Genomic DNA, 19335 nt, shown 5'->3' on the forward strand with positions numbered 1-19335 from the left:
CTGCCTCTGTCCCCTCCCGGCCGCAAAATCCATAGGAAATCAATGTCAGAACGATGAAACGCAACGATACGATCCGGGCTATTGGAATGTCGGTCTCGTGGACATTGCTGCTGGCGGGCTGCTCGACGGAGAGCGGCACGGATGCGCCACACCGAGCCATCGGCTTTACGACGACCGTTACGCGGTCGGCAGTGACTTCGCTGGGGAACGACGGGGACGCATTTTCCGTATGGGCCCGCGAGACCCCCTCAGGCGGCACGCCCCGGCTGATTCTGACGCGCGAGGCCGTAACATGCACGGGCGGATCGTGGCAGTACGACGACCTGCAATATTGGCAGGACGAGGCGACGTACGATTTCTATGCCCTCTATCCGGCCGGACAGGAGGCCGAGCTGGAGAATCATACCGTCGCGGGGGAGATTCCGTACTTGCGCATCAGGGATTTCGACGCCACGCGGTCGGTAGACCTGATGACGGCCGAGAAAACAGGGCTCGCATACCAGCCACCGGCACAACGCGTCGCCTTCACCTTCCGTCATCTGCTCTCTCAGGTACAGATCATAGGCCGTATCGATCCTGCGCTGGCAGCCTCCGGAGTTTCGGCGACGATACGCTCGGTCAAGCTCTACGGCATGCCGGGAACGGGGGAGTGCGCCGTACAGCCCGGAGAGAACGGGACATGGAGCCTCGGGGAGGCAACGGATGCCGACAATCCTTTTGCCCGGGATACCGTCTCTCGGGAACTGACGCCCGCAGGAATCTCCGTCTTCGCGGACGATCCGCTGCTGTTCCCCCAGCAGGTGGGCGACGGCTTCGTGCTGGAGATCGAGTACGAATATGCGGGGAACGGCACGAGCGGCACGTTCGCAAAGAGCATCAGCCTCGCCGGCGCAGGCATTGGCACATGGGAAGCGGGATGCAGCTACCGCTATACCTTCACGGTGGGCAGCGAGTACATCCTGTTCGAGAAACCGGAGGTCATTCCCTGGTCTTCGGCCTCGGGCGGCAACATCACGGTAGAATGATCCCCGAATAACGACGACAGACGAGATACGGATATGAATAAAAAAACGCTATATGTCGCAATCCTGCTGGCCGCGCTGACCGCCTGCCAGAAAGCGGAATACACCGCCCCGGCGACGCTCTCGGACGAGCCGATACGCTTCGGCGCTCCGGGTATCGCGCTGGACGGCGAGCTGTTGTCGCGCGCCGCGGGACCCGTGAACGAGTTTCCCGAAGGCGGATCGTTCGGGGTATTGGGCTATTGTCTGGCTATGAAAGGCGACAATACGGACCTCGACTACAGCACGGGACCCGACCCGTGGAACTCCAAAGCCCCGCGCAGCACGCCCCACCTGTTTCATAAGACCGAAGTCGCCTACAACGGCTCGGCTTGTTACTATACCGGCACGCAGCGACACTGGTACGAGCGACAGGATTACCTATACAGCTTTTTTGCCTACTATCCCTACAGCGACGACTGCTTCGCCGTCACCCCGGAAACACAGGCGGGCATGGGCGCTCCTACGATGAGATTCTCCATGCCGTTCGAGGGCGGCACGGAAAATACCCCGCGCGAAATCGAGCGGATACCCGACGCGATGGTGGCGGCTTCGACGGACGTAACGCGCGGCGACGGACATGTGAACCTCCGATTCTACCATCTGCTGACCTGCCTGAATTTCAAGGTCAGCAACCATAACGAAACGAACGCCGTCGTCGTTCGCGGCCTGCGCCTGAAAGGGACTTTCTACCGCTCGATAGAGATCGACATGGCCGGTGATGAAGTGCGCTATCCGGCGGACACCTATTCCGGGACTTTCGTTTTCCTCGACGGAGCCCGCGAGGAGGACGACGTGAACGTGACATACGGCAGTCCGGCGGAGAAGATCGGCGGCAAGTCGCTGATGCTGGTAGCCAATCTGGCTGCATCGCCCTATCTGGGCGATGCGGGAATTTATATCGATTATACGTTTATGGGGACAGAGCATACCGATAAATATATAGGCGACGTAGCCAATTTTCTCCCCATGTCGGGCACGATTTATACCGTAGAGCTGAATTTTATCGGCGACGCTTTCGTCATAAGTTTCGTGGTCGATAACAACCAGACATGGGAAAACGGAGGCGACAGCGATTTGGAATTTGAATAAGGAGACAGACACACAGAAGATGAACGGCAGAACGATACGGAAATACCCGTTTTTACCGCTGGTGGCCATCGCGGCGTTGAGCATGACAGGGTGCACGAAAGGGGAGTATACCGCACCGGGCGGCGCCGCTGACGGAGGCGGCTTCAGGCTTTCGGTAGTCACGAAAAGCATGTCGCGCGCAGAGGTCGTCACCCGCGCCTCCGACCCCAAGACCGAGGCCGAGCGCGAGATCAAGGAGCTGCACGTATTCCTTTTCGGACCGGATGGCAAATACCTGCAAGCGCGACAGGACGGCGGAGGCCATTCCTTTCAAGGATACCAGAGCGTCAAAGGAACTTCCACGCTGCGCATAGATAACGAAGGATTCGCCGACAATGCGTATGCGTCCCGAGCCACCGTATACGTAGTGGCGAACGTAGAACCCGGAACGTTCGGAAATCTGACCGAGGAAGGATACCCGGAAAGAATACCCGACGAAACCGCTTTCGAGGCATTCCATTACGAACCGACCTCATACGAAACGCTCTTGGAACTGCCCGCCTCGGGCATGCCTATGGTGGGCAAGTCGAGCACGACGGTCGATCTGACGCAGGCGAAAGGCGAGGTGGTCATCGAGATGAAAGCGCTGATGGCCCGCATCGACTTCTCTTTCAAGGTGTCGTCGAGCAGCGGCGAAATCGGCAAGCTACCCTCGCTGAACCTCACCGACTACAAGGTGAGCAACATGGCCACCTCCGTCCCTCTCATCGCCCCGGACAGCGAGAGTAACCTCGACCGGGACGGCGACGGAATCGCCGAAAAGGTTACCGAAAGAGAAGGCGTTATGGACCCGACCAGCGGCATTATCTACAACCAAAGCGGCGAAGCGACCCTTTCGTTCTATGTTTTCGAGAACCTGCGCAAACCGGGATACGAAGGGGCGTATCCCTATCCCGACAGCATAGCCTCCGACGCCTACCAATGCTACAAGCCGCTGCTGGCCGTCAGAAAGGACGGCGATACGATCCCCGCAACACGTCTGGTTATCGGGGGTATCTACACCGATGCCGACGACCTGACTTACACCGCCACCTGTACGATCTATCTGGGCTGCGACCCGGTGAGCGACTTCAATGTCAGGCGTAACCACCAGTACCGCAACCGGGTGACGATCTCGGGCATCACCCGCACGGACGATCATTCCGGCAACAACGTGACTTTCGACGCCCGCATCAACGTAGAGACGACCAACCCTTACTATATCTCCCTCTTGCGGCACAAGAATCTGGACGCTCATTTCAACATTACGCCGATGGACATCTACCTGTACGATACGGAGCGCAATCCGTCGATGGACATAGAGGTAAAAGACCCGGAAAAGAACGACTGGGTACGTATCGAGCGGGTCCCGGCTTCCGTCATGGCGAGCGGCAATGCGGAAGACTACCAGATCAGCCATCCGGGACAGGCATACGCCGCCGGAACGGGCAAGCGCAAGTTCTTCACCACGAACCTGCTGACCGATCCCGACCAACTGGCGGACAATACGAGATACGACGATGTGCGCGACCGCGACCGAATCTATATTTATGCGGATGAGAATATCAGCACGAAAAGCCGTAAGGCAGACCTCGTGCTGACCTACAAGGAGAACGGGCAGCCGGTCGGCGAATCGCACACCGTCACGCTCGAACAGCACGGCTTGCTGAAAGTCAGCGTGGAGGATGGTGGCGTACACCAATATTATATCTATGCGGAAGCCTATGAAGAGTATCTAGACTACTATGATCCTCTCTCCTCGTGGACGACGGATCAGGTATACGACGGATTGTCATGGGGACCGTCCGACATGGGAAATATCAATACCGGACTTGGCGGATTCTTACCGCGACGGGATGCGATAGAAGGTTTCTTCAACGGCAGAAAAAACACCATAGCCATCCTGATGGAACAGGGCATTTACGGCCAAAACGACGGTTTTCTCGGCGACGGTTCTCCGACGCAACCGTTGCAGGCGATGGTGTTGGACGTCAAACCCTCCACGGCGGCAGAGTATTGTTACCGCAAGAACAAAACCGACGGGAACGGGATGATTTCCTACGACAACATGCGATGGTACCTGCCGACCATCCGAGAGCTGGAAAATACGCTGACGACCTATTACGCCTCCACGCCGGAGTTCCAAAACTCGTTCTACTGGTCATGCAATCCGGCGCAAAGGCCCTTTCAGCTCGGAGATATTTCCATCATGGAAGCCACTTCGTACGCCCGCGCCACCATGGCCCACCAGGTCGACGGAAAGATTGTCCACAAACCCAGCGGCTCCGACCAGTTTTACGATCCGGACCTGGGACCGGCCAGTCCATACGGGAAAGCGCTACGGACCACCGTACTGCGTATCCGTGCCGTCTATCGCCCGGCCGACGATGCGGAAATAGACTGACGGAGCCGCTCCGGCTTATTTCCGGCAGCAGACAAGACGGATAGGGGAGGCGGACTTCAAACATAAGACCGTCCGAAATACATATATAGCTACCCGAAGCCGAAAGGCCCCGAACCATCAGGCCGTCTTGCCCGCAATCTTTTGTCCGCACGGGATTCCGTCCCGGCATGCACGTCTTTCGCCCGCTATCGGAACACTCTGTCCGTCTGTTAACGGGTTCGGGCATTTTTGTCAATGCCCGCATGTTATCCGTTCGTCTCGCCGCTACTTTCCGATTCGCGGATAACTGGAATGAAAATTGCATCAAAGAACCTATATAATTACGATTGTTATGAAGAAATTGATTTTTATGGCCCTGAGCCTGATTTTCCTTGCGTCATCGTGTTCCGACGACGACCGTAAAAGCGACGAGCAGCCTACGCCCGCACTGGTTACTCCCGATGTCAGCGTACGCATGGCCGAACCTCTCAGCGTGCATCCCTTCACCGGTATTTTGGAAATATACCCCTGCAACGATGAATCGTCCGTCTATTACGGAAATTACTTCAACGGGAAACTGACCCCGTTCTACGGATACTATACTATCCTGAACGGAGATATATCCGGCCAATACAATCGCGAGCTGCATCTGCCGGTCGGGAATTACAATATGGTGTACTGGGGCACGCCGAAATACGACGAACCGATCCACAACTCGCCGCAGATCGTCTCGCCGGGGCTGATCGAGGGCGCCGATCTCTCCAAGCTCTATTTCAGCCTGCGAAGCATAGGCAATGGGCTCTATTCCCCCGTATACGATCTGGTACATGCCGTCAAATCGGCTCATATCGGCACGGATGCCCTGCAAACCTCGCTTTCGCGCGTAAGTTCGGGACTGAAAATGGTCATCAAACAGTCCGACGGCAGTGCATTCATTCCCGAAATCGCCAGCGTGAAAGTCAATATCGGCAATATCGCCGAAAAAATAAACTTTTATACCGGCACGGCGGAAAACATGACCAAAACCGTACAGTTCGAGCTATCGCGTTCGGAAGACGGACTTTCGTACGGCAACATCACGGTGATGCTGTTTCCCTCGGCCGCTAATCCGCCGCTGGAGCTGATCATCACTCTGCAGGACGGTACGGAGTATAAACTGAGCGAAAATCTGAACGCGACTCTGTCACCCAATACACGGCTGACGCTGAACATCAACGTGGGCAAGATATTGGTGGACGGCAATCCGGGAGATTTCGACTACGACGACTGGAACGAGGAGAGCGAAACCATCGACTTTCCGATCGTAGATTAGAAGTATTACCCGTCGATACGTAAGGAAGAGGCGCCGGACGATTGTCCGGCGCCTCTTCCTTCGTTCATTCAACTACCGCCGAAGCAGGGAATGGAAACCCGAGGCCGAGCGGTCACGAACGAGATCGCGCGAAATTGCTTTCCATTGGCTTTTTCTTTCAGCGGCCCCCAAATAAAAAATCCTTACATATCCTCGATACATAAGGATTTTTTCCATCTCTTACAACCTCTTTATCAAGGCTTTAAGAGCGGAAAACGGGACTCGGACCCGCGACCCTCAGCTTGGGAAGCTGATGCTCTACCAACTGAGCTATTTCCGCAAATGCAGAGGCAAATATACGGTTTTTTCCCTTTATTTCGTCACTTAAAAGGGCAAAAAAATGACGATAGCAAAAAAACTCCAACTTTTTTCAGGACAGACACCGCCGCGCAGTACGAGTGTAGAAGGGAAGGCAAGGCAAGGCAAGGCAAGGCAAGGCAAGGCAAGGCAAGACCGGCCCCCCTGCAGAAGTTCGGCAGCAGACAAACGCGGAAAGACATTTCTGCCCGCCCCTGCAACGAAACCGCAAACTACGGAACAAAAACGTAAAAGGGTGTCTCGTGAGAAACCGACAAGCCCTCCTGCAACTCACTCCATCTTCAGCACAGCCAAAAACGCTTCCTGCGGAACCTCGACATTCCCCACCTGACGCATCCGCTTCTTGCCTTTCTTCTGTTTTTCGAGCAGCTTGCGCTTACGACTGATGTCGCCCCCGTAGCATTTGGCCGTCACGTCCTTGCGAACGGCCTTCACCGTTTCGCGGGCGATGATCTTGGCGCCGATAGCGGCCTGAATCGCTATATCGAACTGCTGGCGCGGAATCAGTTCCTTGAGCTTCTCGCACATCTTACGGCCGAAATCATAGGCATGATCGACGTAAGTCAGCGACGACAGCGCATCGACCGGCTCGCCGTTGAGCAGAATGTCGAGCTTCGCGAGCTTGCTGGGCTTATATCCCGTCTGGTGGTAGTCGAACGACGCATAGCCGCGCGATATGCTCTTGAGCTTGTCGTAAAAATCGAACACGATTTCGGCCAGCGGCATATCGAAATTGATCTCGACGCGGTCCTGCGTGATATATACCTGATTGAGCAGCGTGCCTCGCTTGTCGATGCACAGTTTGATGACATTGCCCAGATATTCGGTCTTCGTAATGATCTGCGCCAGAATATAGGGTTCCTCGATCGAGGAGATCAGCGTCGGCTCGGGCAATCCCGAGGGATTGTGCACGTCGAGCACATCGCCCTTGGTCGTATGGACCTTGTACGACACGTTCGGAACCGTCGTGATGACATCCATGTCGAACTCGCGGTACAGCCGTTCCTGAATGATCTCCATATGCAGAAGTCCGAGAAACCCGCAACGGAACCCGAAGCCCAGCGCCAGCGACGACTCGGGTTCGTAGGTAAGCGAGGCGTCGTTCAGATGAAGCTTCTCGAGCGAAGCGCGCAGATCCTCGTACTGGTCCGATTCGACCGGATACAGCCCGGCGAACACCATCGGCTTGACGTCCTCGAAACCGGCGATCGCCTCGCTGCAAGGGTTCCGCTGCGCAGTGATCGTATCGCCGACCTTCACGTCCGCCGAAGTCTTCAGGCCCGATATGATGTAGCCCACGTCGCCGGCGCGAAGCTCTTCGCGGGGATGCATCTTCAGCTTCAGTACGCCGACCTCGTCGGCCGTATACTCGCTGCCCGTATTGAACAGTTTGACGCGCTCGCCCTTGCGGAGCGTGCCGTTGAATATTCGGTAATAAGCGATAATTCCGCGGAACGGATTGAACACCGAGTCGAAAATCAACGCCTGAAGCGGAGCCTGTTCGTCGCCTTTCGGGGCCGGAATCCGCTCTATGATCGCTTCGAGCACCTGCTCGATTCCCTGACCCGTCTTGCCCGAAGCGGCCAGAATGCTGTCGGGATCGCAACCGAGCAGGTCGACGATCTGATCCTTGACCTCGTCGATCATGGCCGAATCCATATCGATCTTGTTCATGACGGGCACGATCTCCAAATCGTGATTCAGCGCCAGATAAAGGTTCGAGATAGTCTGCGCCTGAATACCCTGCGTCGCGTCGACCACGAGCAACGCGCCCTCGCACGAGGCGATCGCACGGGATACCTCGTAAGAAAAATCGACATGCCCCGGAGTATCGATCAGGTTCAGCACGTACTTCTCGCCCTTGTAGACATATTCCATCTGGATCGCGTGGCTCTTGATCGTGATTCCCTTTTCGCGCTCGAGGTCCATATCGTCCAGCACCTGAGCCTGCAGTTCGCGCTCCGAAAGCGTCTTGGTCGTTTCGAGCAGGCGATCGGCAAGCGTACTCTTGCCGTGATCGATATGCGCTATGATACAGAAATTGCGGATATTCTTCATACGTTCCTTTTATTCGTACGCAAAGTTAGTTAATTTTGCGAATTCGTAAAAAACGCCGTTCCCATGAATTGTCTCGCAACCGTCTCGCGCTACGCGTCGCTCGTCAAGTTTTCCCATACGATATTCGCGCTTCCTTTCGCATTGGTCGGATACGTGTACGCGCTGCAGTCCAACGGTCTGCCGTTCGAGTGGCCGGTGCTGGTCAAGGTGCTTTCGGCCATGGTGCTGGCACGCAACACGGCTATGGGATTCAACCGTTGGGCCGACCGGCAGATCGACGCGCAGAACCCGCGCACGAGCGGCCGCGAGATTCCTTCGGGTACGATCTCCGCGCGCAACGCGTTGTGGTTCGTCGTGCTGAACGCCGTGCTGTTCGTTCTGGTAGCATGGTGGATCAATCCGCTGGCTCTCGCTCTGTCGCCCGTCGCCCTGCTGGTTCTCACGGGGTACAGCCTGACCAAGCGCTTTACGGCCTGGTGCCATATCGTTCTGGGCGTGGCGCTCGGAATCGCTCCGATCGGGGCCTATGTCGCCGTAACGGGACAGTTGGCCGTGTTCCCGATCCTGCTCTGCGGGCTGGTTATCACATGGTGCGGCGGTTTCGACATCGTTTATGCATTGCAGGACGTGGAATTCGATCGCGAGCACGGACTGCATTCCGTGCCGGCTCGCTGGGGAGTCCGGGGCGGTATCGCGATCAGCATCGCACTCCATATGATAAGCGTCTATGCCGTCGTCGTAGCGGGAACCTACTACGACGCTGGCGGACTGTATTGGGTCGGAGCCGCCCTGTTCGTCGGTCTGCTGACTTATCAGCACATGCGCTTCACGCCTCGGAACCTGTCGCGGATCGGTCTCTCGTTCGGCACCATGAACGGACTGGCAAGCGTATGCTACGCAGCTTTCGCCATAGCCGACCTGCTCGTTCGGTACCGGTAGAGCAGGGGTTCTGCGCCAATGAAAGGGCGCTCGGACAACTAAATGCTCACCTGACGCTTGGCCTCCATCAGAATCGTGAAAGCGCGGTGAATGTCGCTGTCGCTGATAACGACGGTAAATTCGTTGGTCGTGCTGATGACCTCGGTGATATTGATGTTATCCCACGCCAATTCCTTGAAAATGTAATAGTAGACGCCCGGACAGATCGTATTCTCGGCGGGTAGTTTGACGGTAATGGACGACAGATCGACCGTTTTGGCGATATTGTTCTCATCGGCGAAAATCTCGTCGACCAGCCCGACGATCGTACTGCTGACGACCAGCGTCGTCTCGTATATCCCCTGTGAAAAGGTACAAAATACGTCCTTCATCGTGCGCACGCGGTCCAGCAGCATGGCCTGCCTCTCGTACAGCGTGGGAGAATTCACGAAGGCATAGTCGGCCAAATTCGACCGGACGATGATGTCGCCTATATTCTCGACGACTTTCTTGAACTTCATCGCCGACATCAGCTCGAGCCGGGGAACCAGCCGGTTGAGCGCCATAATGACAGCGCTGTCGTTGACCTCCTTGCCCACCTTCTTTTCGATTTCGGGCTTGAGCTGTCGTGCCAACGCCGAAAGATTGATCAGCCCTTCCACGAGAGCACCTTCGAGAAAAGGCTTTTTCTTAATGACCTCCTCCACCGCGTTCGGTATTGTAAGCATATCGGTATGTAATATATAATACGGTTTAACGATTCATCGGCCGACGTGCCGGCAGAGAGACCGCCATTAAAAATGTCCGGCACCGCCATGTGCAAAATTCGACGCCAGTGCAACTTGTTGCAAAAAAAATGAAAATATCGGACAAAAACAAACAATTTAGCATACTTTTGTGCAAAAGTAAAAGTATTGTTTGATTTTACAACTTCATGATCGAATTTATATGATTAAGGTGTTGAAGTTCGGCGGGACGTCGGTAGGTTCGGCCGCAAACATGAAAAAAGTAGCCGAGATCGTCCGCCGCGAGCAGGCTCGTATCACGATACTGTCGGCCATGTCCGGGACGACCGACTCGCTGGTCAGAATCAGTCGGGCGGCGGCATCCGGAGATCGGAACGCCATCGAGGAACAGCTCGCCATGCTGACCGACAAATACACGCGCTGCATAGAAGAACTGCTCAGGGAACGCAAGCAGCAAGCGCTCGCGCGAATGAACGCAACTTTCGGGTTGATACGCGACGAAGCGGCCGCCTTCGAGGAATATGAGTCCGAACGGAAAATCATAGCACAGGGCGAGTTGCTGACTTCGGCCATTTTCACGGCCTACCTGCAGGAAACCGGACTGAAGGCCGAATGCCTGTACTCGCCCGACTTCATGGTCAAGGATCCCGGAGAAAAGGTCGACACGGAACGCATCGGCCGGGCACTGGCCCGCGTCGCCGGTGACGACAGCACGTTTTTCGTCGCTCAGGGTTTCATTTGTTCCGACTCGCAGGGCCGGATCGACAATCTCGGCAGAGGGGGGAGCGATTACAGCGCGGCGCTGATGGGAGCGGCTGTCGAGGCGGCCGAGGTACAGATATGGACCGACATCGACGGCATGCACAACAACGATCCCCGTTTCGTCGACAACACCCGTCCGATCCGGACGATGAGTTTCGACGAGGCGGCCGAGCTGGCTTATTTCGGTGCGAAAATCCTGCATCCGGCCACGATTCAACCCTGCAAGGATCACGGGATAGCCGTGCTGCTTAAGAACACGATGGACCCCGAGGCTCCCGGCACGACGATATCGAACCGCGACGACGACACGAAGTCGTTCCACGCCGTCGCGGCCAAAGACGGCATCACGGTCATCCGCATCCACTCGGCGCGCATGCTGATGGCATACGGTTTTCTGCGCAAGGTGTTCGAAATTTTCGAGCAATACCGAACTCCGATCGACATGATCACCACGTCGGAAGTCGCCGTCTCGCTGACCGTCGACAACGACAGCCACATCGACGAGATCGTTCGCGACCTGAGCGCGCTGGGTTCGATCGAAATCGAGCGCGGCAACTCGATCGTTTGCGTCGTGGGACGCATGGAACACGGCGACGCGGGTCTGGCCGCCCGTGTCTTCGAGTGCGTGCGCGGCGTTCCGATCAAGATGATTTCCTACGGAGCCAGCCACCGCAGCCTGGCCATACTGATCGACACGGAGCACAAAAAACGGACATTGCAATGCCTTAACGACGGACTGTTCTGAATATGGGAGCACGCAAATATATCGGACGACTGCAGGAGTTGCCCACGCCGTTCTACTTCTACGACATGGATCTGCTGCGCAGTACGCTCGCGACGGCCGTGAGCGAAGCTTCGCGCTACGGCTATCGGATACATTACGCGCTGAAGGCCAACTTCGATCCCCGCATCGTCGAAACGATACGACAAGCGGGACTCGGAGCCGACTGCGTCAGCGGGAACGAGGTCCGCGCGGCGATCGAGGCGGGCTTTCCGGCCGAAGGGATCGTTTTCGCCGGCGTCGGGAAAACCGACCGCGAAATCGAATACGCGCTCGGACAGGATATCTTCTCGTTCAACTGCGAATCGGCCGCCGAAATGGAAGCGATCAACGCCGTCGCGGAGCGAATGGGACGCAGAGCTCGCGTCGCGCTGCGCATCAATCCCGACGTCGACCCGATGACGCACCGGTACATATCGACCGGCAAAGCCGATAACAAATTCGGCATCTCGTACACCGAGATCGACCGCGTGATCGCCTCGTTGAAGCGACTGAGCCATCTGGAAATCGTCGGTCTGCACTTTCACGTCGGATCGCAAATCGGATGCATGGAAGTGTTCGAGCACCTGTGCGAACGGGTCAACGCGATCCGCTCCTGGTTCCGCGAGCGCGGAATCGTCCTGCGCCACCTGAACATGGGAGGTGGTTTGGCCGTCGACTACGAAAACCCCGACCGGGAACCGATACCCGACTTCGCTGCCTACTTCGCCGTCTTCAACCGCCGCCTCGAAACCGAGCCGGGACAAACCGTCCATTTCGAGCTCGGCCGCTCGCTGGTCGGACAATGCGGCGATTTGGTGACGCGCGCATTATACGGCAAGACGACCGCCGCAAGAACCCAAGTCGTCATCGTGGACGCCGGTATGACCGACCTGATCCGCCCGGCCCTGTACGGAGCCCGCCACCGGATCGAAAATCTGACCTCCTCGGGCAAGCCGCGCACCTATACCGTAGTCGGTCCGATCTGCGAGTCTTCCGACACGTTCGCCACAGGCATCGAGCTGCCCGAAACCTCCCGGGGCGATCTGCTGGCGATCCGGACGGCAGGAGCCTACGGCATGGCCATGGCTTCGCGCTACAATCTGCGCGACCTGCCCGGAGCCGTATACAGCGACGCGCTTCCGACCGGACGGCAATGACCGTCCGCCGGGCATGCAATCTCGCCCCGGACTGAGGCCCGCAAACCTATATCCGACCGAAGTCTTGTAAAATACGAAGGGGGGGGGGGGAAGTTGATCTTCCCCCCTTTTCGTATTCCCGTCCCGCATGAAATCCGCCCCGCCGCGAATCAACGCGCCAGAAGTTGGCTACTTGACAAACTTTTCGTAACTTTCGCCACATTTCAACCGGCGACAGCGCCCGCAATCGGCCTTGTACGCACGACGCGCGCGACCGGAACGGAGCAAAAAAACATCAAGCGCTATGAAAATATCATTCAACTGGCTCAAACAGTATATCGAAACCGACCTCGACGCCGAGCAGGCCGCCCGAATTCTGACCGACATCGGGCTGGAAGTCGAGGCACTCGAAAAGACGGAATCGATCCGGGGAGGACTCGCAGGAGTGGTCGTCGGCCACGTACTTACATGCGAGAAGCATCCCGATGCCGATAAGCTGCATGTCACGACGGTCGATCTGGGCGACGGCACGCCGACTCAGATCGTCTGCGGCGCCCCGAACGTGGCCGCCGGAGAGAAAGTGATCGTCGCGACGATCAATTCGACGCTTTATCCCACGGGAGAGCAGAACGGATTCAAAATCAAGAAAAGCAAGATACGCGGCGTCGAGTCGCTGGGCATGCTCTGCGCCGAGGACGAAATAGGCGTCGGCACGGCCCACGACGGAATTATCGTGCTGCCGCAGGACGTGCCGGCCGGTACGCCTGCCCGCGACTATTTCCAACTGGAAGACGACTACCTGCTCGAGATCGGCCTGACGCCGAACCGTGCCGACGCGATGTCGCACTACGGCGTAGCGCGCGATTTGGCCGTTTATTTAAAAGCCAACGGCCTGCCCTGCAAGCTGAAGCTTCCGCCGGTGGAAGCCTTCGCACAGGACAGCGACCGGAAAGAAATAACCGTCGAAGTGCAGAATGCCGAAGCCGCGCCGCGATACATGGGCGTCACGATAACCGGCGTGAAGGTGGCTCCCTCGCCCGAATGGCTCCAGCGACGGCTGCGCGCGATCGGAATGAATCCGAAAAACAACGTGGTCGACATCACTAACTTCGTTCTGCACGAAACGGGACAGCCCCTGCACGCGTTCGACGCGGCGAAAATCGAGGGCGGCCGCATCGTCGTGCGGACCTGTCCCGAAGGAACCCCTTTCACGACGCTGGACGGGATCGAGCGCAAACTTTCGGCCGACGACCTGATGATCTGCAACGCCCGCGAGCCGATGTGCATAGCCGGCGTGTTCGGCGGGCTCGACTCGGGCGTCACGGAAACGACGACCGACATCTTTATCGAAAGCGCCTATTTCAACCCGGTCTGGGTTCGTAAAACGGCCAAGCGCCACGGGCTGAGCACCGATTCCTCGTTCCGCTTCGAGCGCGGGATCGATCCCGACATGACGCCCTACGCGCTGATGCGCGCGGCCTTGCTGGTCAAGGAGCTGGCAGGGGGAGAGATTTCGTCTCCGGTCACGGATCTCTATCCCGTCCGTATCGAGCCGTTCCGGTTCGACGTATCGCTCGACCGGGTGCGCAGACTGATCGGCAAGGAGATTCCCGACGAGACGATCCGGCGGATCGTCGTCGCGCTCGACGTGCGGATCGAAAGCGAGCGCGACGGCATACTGAGCGTCGCCGTACCGCCTTACCGGGTAGACGTGCGGCGCGAGGCCGACCTGGTCGAGGACATTCTGCGCATATACGGCTACAATAACGTAGAGATTCCGCAACGCGTCCACTCGACGCTGTCGTACGCTCCGCATCCCGACCGCGACCGGCTCGTCAACCTGCTGTCGGACATGCTGACCGCCAACGGTTTCAACGAGATCATGAGCAACTCGCTGACCAAGGCGTCCTATTACGACGGATTGGCCGGCTATCCGGCCGAGCATTGCGTACGGATACTGAATCCGTTGAGCAACGACCTGAGCGTCATGCGTCAGACGCTGCTGTTCAACGCGCTGGAAGCCGTCCAGCTGAACGTGAACCACCGCAACGCGGACCTGAAGCTGTACGAATACGGAAACTGCTACTTTTACGACCCGGCCAAAAAGGAGGAAGGGGGACTGGCTCCGTACTCCGAGCGGGCCAAGGTGTCGATGACCGTCACGGGAAACGACCGTCAGCCCTCGTGGAACGTCGCCGCGCAGCCCGCCGGCTTCTTCACGCTGCGGGCCATGGCGGAAAAGGCGATGCTCCGTTTCGGACTGGACCTGAATGCGGCCGAGACCGAACCGCTCGAAAGCGACCTTTACTCGGAAGCGATCGTCTGCCGCTGGAACGGAAAGAAACTTCTCGAAATGGGCATCGTGTCGAAAAAGATTCGCAGCCTGTTCGACATCAAGGCCGACGTATACTATGCGGAACTCGACTTCGACACGCTGGTCAGGATCACGCGGAACCACTCGGTCACGGTCTCGGAACTGTCGAAATATCCCGAGGTCCGTCGCGACCTGGCCCTGCTCGTGGACAAGGAGGTAACCTTCTCCCGGCTGTACTCCATCGCCCGGAGCACGGAGAAAAAGCTGCTCCGCAGCGTCTCGCTGTTCGACGTGTACGAAGGCGACAAGCTGCCCGAAGGCAAGAAATCCTACGCGCTGAGCTTCATCCTCGAAGACACGACCAAGACGCTGACCGACTCGGCGATCGACCGCGCGATGAGCAATCTGATCCGCGCTTTCGAGCAGCATGCCGGAGCCGAAATCCGCTCGTAAACTCCCGGCGGAAAGAGCGCAATCGAACCGAAAAAACTTAAACGAGAGAATATGCAGGAAAAAATACTGATTCTGGACTTCGGATCGCAGTACACGCAGTTGATCGCCCGCCGCGTGCGCGAGTTGAACGTATATTGCGAAATCCACCCTTTCAACCGCATTCCGGCGCTGGACGCATCGGTACGAGGCGTCATCCTGTCCGGAAGCCCCTATTCGGTCCGCGACAAGGAGGCCCCGCGCGTCGATCTGTCAGCGATCAAGGGCAAGCTACCGCTGTTGGGCGTCTGCTACGGAGCCCAGTACCTCTCGCATTGCTACGGAGGCGAGGTCGCTCCCTCGGCGACGAGGGAATACGGACGGGCCATGCTGTCGAAAACGGAAGGCGACAATCCGCTGATCAGGGACCTTTCCGAGCGGACGCAGGTATGGATGTCGCACGGGGATACGATCGTCCGGATTCCGGAAAGCTACCGGATCATCGCCAGCACGGAGGACGTGCCGGTCGCCGCGTTCCAGATCGACGGAGAGCAGACATGGGGCATCCAGTTCCATCCGGAAGTGTACCACTCGACCGAGGGCAAGCAGTTGCTGAAGCATTTTGTCGTCGACATCTGCGGCTGCCGTCAGGACTGGACTCCCGCCTCGTTCGTCGAATCGACCGTCGCCGAACTGCGCGAAAAGATCGGGCCGGACAAAGTGCTGCTCGGGTTGTCCGGGGGAGTCGACTCGTCGGTAGCGGCCATGCTGCTGCATCGGGCCGTCGGCCGGCAACTGATCTGCATTTTCGTCGATATGGGACTGCTCCGCAAGGACGAGTTCGAGAACGTACTCAAATCGTACGAGTCGATGGGGCTGAACGTGATCGGCGTCCGCGCCGGCGAAAAGTTCCTCTCCGACCTGAAAGGAGTGACCGATCCCGAGCGCAAACGCAAGATCATCGGGCGGGACTTCATCGAGGTATTCGACGCCGAGGCGCAGAAGCTGACCGACGTGCGCTGGCTCGCTCAGGGGACGATCTATCCCGACGTGATCGAGTCGACGTCCGTCAACGGTCCGTCGGCCACGATCAAGTCGCACCATAACGTGGGAGGCCTGCCCGAAAAAATGAATCTGAAGATCGTCGAGCCGCTCCGACTGCTTTTCAAGGACGAGGTGCGCCGTGTAGGCCGTCAGCTCGAGATACCTTCCGACATTCTGAACCGCCACCCGTTCCCGGGCCCGGGGCTCGGCATCCGCATTCTGGGCGAAGTGACGGCCGAAAAGGTGCGCATCCTGCAGGAAGCCGACAAGATATTCATCGACGGACTGAAAGAATACGGCCTGTACGACCAGGTATGGCAGGCAGGCGTGATGCTGCTGCCGGTCCAGTCCGTAGGCGTGATGGGCGACGAGCGGACCTACGAGAGTTGCGTCGCGCTGCGCGCCGTCACTTCGACGGACGGCATGACGGCCGACTGGGTCCATCTGCCCTACGATTTCCTCGCGAAAATGTCCAACGACATCATCAACCGCGTGAAAGGAATCAACCGCGTCGTCTACGATATCAGCTCGAAACCGCCCGCAACGATCGAGTGGGAGTAAAGCTTCTCCGATCGACGATACGATCGTCACGGATTTCCCCTGTTCGTCGAGAGCAGGGGAAATCTTTTATACGGTCATCGGCTGTACCGCACTCGTCCCATAGGACTTCGGCGATGGACGACGCAAGAAAACCTGCAGAGACCTCTACATCTCCGGAGGTGCCTCATGAGTGTAATCCAAAAAACGGATACCTTCGGGCAGGTCGCGTTCGATCAGAGTTTTCATTTTCTTGGCAAAGGGACACGGATAACCCAGCGGCGTACCTTTCTGAATGCACGAAGCGAAAACGATCGTGTCGGCGCCTCTCCGGACAAGCTCCCTTGCCCGTAACACCGATTTCTTCGCAGGGCATCCCCCGCAATTGCAAAAACCGACAATATCTATATCCTCGGTTATTCCCTCGAAAACACCCTTTCTTTCTCTAATCATTTTGAAATCGGTCGTTCCCGGGCAAAAATCTTCCGTCTGCATACACCGGATAATCCCAACTTTCATATCGATTCACTTTATAAATTTTGAAATATGACGACAAACGAACATCCCTCCCTGCCAATGCACCCCCGTCCGCCCAGCCAAATCGACAGAACGATTCGCCCAATCGCTGCACACAGATAAACCGTCGGGCCTCTCTCGCCCGCTTCCGTTCGCAGACCGGACCGCCTCTACGATCGTTCTGTCCGTCACCAATCGATTTCAGCGATTCCGTGATCGCGCAGATAAGCGTTCGCCCTGCTGAAGTGCCGGCAGCCGAAAAATCCCCGGTCGGCAGACAGAGGCGAAGGGTGGGGTGCCGTCAGCACGCAATGACGGGAACGGTCGATAAACGCGCCCTTTTTCTGGGCGTAGGCGCCCCACAGCATAAAGACGAGATGCTCCTTACGCTCGTTCAGTTCCCGGATCACAGCATCGGTGAACCTTTCCCAACCGCGGCCTCGGTGCGATCCGGCCTGATGAGCCCGCACGGTCAGAATCGCGTTGATCAGCAGAACACCCTGATCGGCCCAGCGCTCCAATCGGCCCGAAGAGGGAAACGGCTTGCCCAGATCGCTCTCGATCTCTCGGAATATGTTGACCAGCGAAGGCGGGAACGGCACGCCGTCGAGCACCGAGAAGCACAGCCCGTAATACTGCCCGGGCTCGTGATAGGGGTCCTGCCCGATGATAACCGCCCTGACGCGGTCGAAAGGGCAACTGTCGAACGCATGGAATATTCGCCGCGCCGGAGGATAAACCGTGCAGCTCGCATACTCGTGCCGTACGAACTCGGCCAGCTCGGCGAAATAGGGACTGTCGAACTCGGGCTGCAGGCAGCGGCGCCAGCTTTCTTCTATCCTGACATTCATATCTGTGTTCTATGTTTTTCGACTGTGCGGAACCTGAGCCTTCGGCCTATCCGGGCGCCGCAATGCGCGTGAAACGAATATATAAAAGTATAAAAACTTGCCGCAATTTCTCCCAGTATTTTTCTAAAATCGCTCGTTTCCCTGCTTCATTCATGACAACCGACGAATAATCGCTATGTTTGTAAAAAACAACGCGAGGTTCGCCATGCAAGACGTTATAGAATTTCTCAGACAGCTGCGGCTCCACAACGACCGGACCTGGTTCGAGGCCAACAAGTCGTGGTACCGTGACGCGCAATCGCAATTCGCCGCCTTCGTCGAGGAGCTGATCGCCGGCATCGCCCGATTCGATTCCTCCGTGCAGGGGCTCGCCGCAAAAGATTGTACCTACCGGATTTATCGCGACACACGCTTCAGCGCCGACAAGACCCCTTACAAGACCCACATGGGAGCATACGTTTGCCGGGGAGGCAAAAAGTCGGGATTTGCGGGCTATTATTTCCACGTCGAGCCGCAGAGCGACGCTCCGGGCGGCCATCTGCTGTCGGCCGGAATCTATATGCCGGACCGGGACGTGCTCGAAAGCATACGGGAGGAAATACTCGACAACGGAGCGGCGTTCGAGGCCTCGGTCAAGCGAGCCAGAGGATTCCGCCTGTACCAAGGCAACAAGCTCAAGAAATTCCCCGCAGGATTCACTGCGGAAGGCGCATATTCGGACTATTTGAAGCTGAAGGATTTCTATCTCGAGAAATTCGTCGACGAAGACTACATGCTGCAGCCCGACCTAGCGCGGAAGGCGGTGGCCGACTTCAAGAAAACCTTCGATTTCAACGAACGACTGAACCGGGCCGCGGCCTATGCCTTCGAAAACCGGTAGGGGAATCCCGACTCCGGAAAGCCCGCTGAGCCGTCCGTGCCGAGCGGTCCGTATCTTCCCGGTAAAACGCCGGACGAAGGCAGGGCCCTTTGAAAAACGAAAAACCCGTTCACGTATCCGATCGGCCGTTTCCGATGCTCCACGCCGTACAGCAAGGC

At 57.5% G+C, this 19335-nt stretch carries 14 protein-coding genes and 1 tRNA gene; 10 read left to right on the plus strand and 5 right to left on the minus strand.

Annotation, left to right across the window (positions count from 1 at the left end):
* The first annotated feature begins 53 nt into the window (after positions 1 to 53).
* From NQ491_RS02140 to NQ491_RS02155, 4 genes are all read left to right on the plus strand, one after another.
* Complete coding sequence (locus NQ491_RS02140; RefSeq protein ID WP_019244991.1) at positions 54 to 1025, plus strand: fimbrillin family protein; 972 nt, start codon at positions 54 to 56, stop codon at positions 1023 to 1025.
* A 33-nt stretch (positions 1026 to 1058) separates the two neighbouring features.
* Positions 1059 to 2153: a fimbrillin family protein gene (locus NQ491_RS02145; RefSeq protein ID WP_019244990.1), complete on the plus strand. Its 1095-nt coding sequence runs from the start codon at positions 1059 to 1061 to the stop codon at positions 2151 to 2153.
* Positions 2154 to 2172: 19 nt separating this feature from the next.
* Complete coding sequence (locus NQ491_RS02150) at positions 2173 to 4575, plus strand: fimbrial protein (RefSeq protein ID WP_019244989.1); 2403 nt, start codon at positions 2173 to 2175, stop codon at positions 4573 to 4575.
* Positions 4576 to 4906: 331 nt separating this feature from the next.
* On the plus strand, positions 4907 to 5866 hold the full coding sequence (locus NQ491_RS02155) for a FimB/Mfa2 family fimbrial subunit (protein ID WP_019244988.1): 960 nt from the start codon (positions 4907 to 4909) through the stop codon (positions 5864 to 5866).
* Between the two features lie 246 nt (positions 5867 to 6112).
* On the opposite strand, the gene NQ491_RS02160 is transcribed toward NQ491_RS02155, so the two are convergent.
* Positions 6113 to 6185 (minus strand) — tRNA-Gly (locus NQ491_RS02160).
* Positions 6186 to 6493: 308 nt separating this feature from the next.
* Positions 6494 to 8281 (minus strand): translation elongation factor 4, encoded by a 1788-nt coding sequence (gene lepA, locus NQ491_RS02165; RefSeq protein WP_019244987.1) that lies wholly within the window; start codon positions 8279 to 8281, stop codon positions 6494 to 6496.
* A gap of 63 nt (positions 8282 to 8344) precedes the next feature.
* On the opposite strand from lepA, the gene NQ491_RS02170 reads away from it, so the two are divergent.
* Positions 8345 to 9220 carry a UbiA-like polyprenyltransferase gene (locus NQ491_RS02170; protein ID WP_019244986.1) on the plus strand — a complete coding sequence of 292 codons (876 nt, stop codon included), beginning with the start codon at positions 8345 to 8347 and terminating at the stop codon, positions 9218 to 9220.
* Between the two features lie 38 nt (positions 9221 to 9258).
* Here the strand turns inward: NQ491_RS02170 and NQ491_RS02175 are convergent, their stop codons facing one another.
* On the minus strand, positions 9259 to 9927 hold the full coding sequence (locus NQ491_RS02175; RefSeq protein ID WP_026089504.1) for an aspartate kinase: 669 nt from the start codon (positions 9925 to 9927) through the stop codon (positions 9259 to 9261).
* A gap of 223 nt (positions 9928 to 10150) precedes the next feature.
* On the opposite strand from NQ491_RS02175, the gene NQ491_RS02180 reads away from it, so the two are divergent.
* The 4 genes from NQ491_RS02180 (at position 10151) to guaA (ending at position 16954) form a co-directional block, all read left to right on the plus strand.
* Positions 10151 to 11452, plus strand: a complete 1302-nt coding sequence (locus tag NQ491_RS02180; protein WP_026089503.1) for an aspartate kinase — start codon at positions 10151 to 10153, stop codon at positions 11450 to 11452.
* A 2-nt stretch (positions 11453 to 11454) separates the two neighbouring features.
* A complete protein-coding gene (gene lysA, locus NQ491_RS02185) occupies positions 11455 to 12627 on the plus strand; it encodes a diaminopimelate decarboxylase (RefSeq protein WP_019244983.1) in 1173 nt (390 codons plus the stop codon).
* Between the two features lie 283 nt (positions 12628 to 12910).
* Positions 12911 to 15373, plus strand: a complete 2463-nt coding sequence (gene pheT, locus NQ491_RS02190) for a phenylalanine--tRNA ligase subunit beta (protein WP_019244982.1) — start codon at positions 12911 to 12913, stop codon at positions 15371 to 15373.
* A 51-nt stretch (positions 15374 to 15424) separates the two neighbouring features.
* The gene (gene guaA, locus NQ491_RS02195; protein ID WP_019244981.1) at positions 15425 to 16954 is read left to right on the plus strand and encodes a glutamine-hydrolyzing GMP synthase; all 1530 of its coding nucleotides are present in this window, start codon (positions 15425 to 15427) and stop codon (positions 16952 to 16954) included.
* A gap of 144 nt (positions 16955 to 17098) precedes the next feature.
* Here the strand turns inward: guaA and NQ491_RS02200 are convergent, their stop codons facing one another.
* The gene (locus tag NQ491_RS02200) at positions 17099 to 17449 is read right to left on the minus strand and encodes a CGGC domain-containing protein (protein WP_019244980.1); all 351 of its coding nucleotides are present in this window, start codon (positions 17447 to 17449) and stop codon (positions 17099 to 17101) included.
* A 185-nt stretch (positions 17450 to 17634) separates the two neighbouring features.
* On the minus strand, positions 17635 to 18297 hold the full coding sequence (gene ung / locus NQ491_RS02205) for a uracil-DNA glycosylase (RefSeq protein ID WP_019244979.1): 663 nt from the start codon (positions 18295 to 18297) through the stop codon (positions 17635 to 17637).
* A 205-nt stretch (positions 18298 to 18502) separates the two neighbouring features.
* Between ung and NQ491_RS02210 the strand changes: the two genes are divergently transcribed.
* Positions 18503 to 19177 (plus strand): DUF2461 domain-containing protein, encoded by a 675-nt coding sequence (locus NQ491_RS02210; RefSeq protein WP_026089502.1) that lies wholly within the window; start codon positions 18503 to 18505, stop codon positions 19175 to 19177.
* Positions 19178 to 19335 lie beyond the last annotated feature (158 nt).

The sequence above is a fragment of the Alistipes ihumii AP11 genome (assembly GCF_025144665.1).
Classification (GTDB): Bacteria; Bacteroidota; Bacteroidia; order Bacteroidales; family Rikenellaceae; genus Alistipes_A; species Alistipes_A ihumii.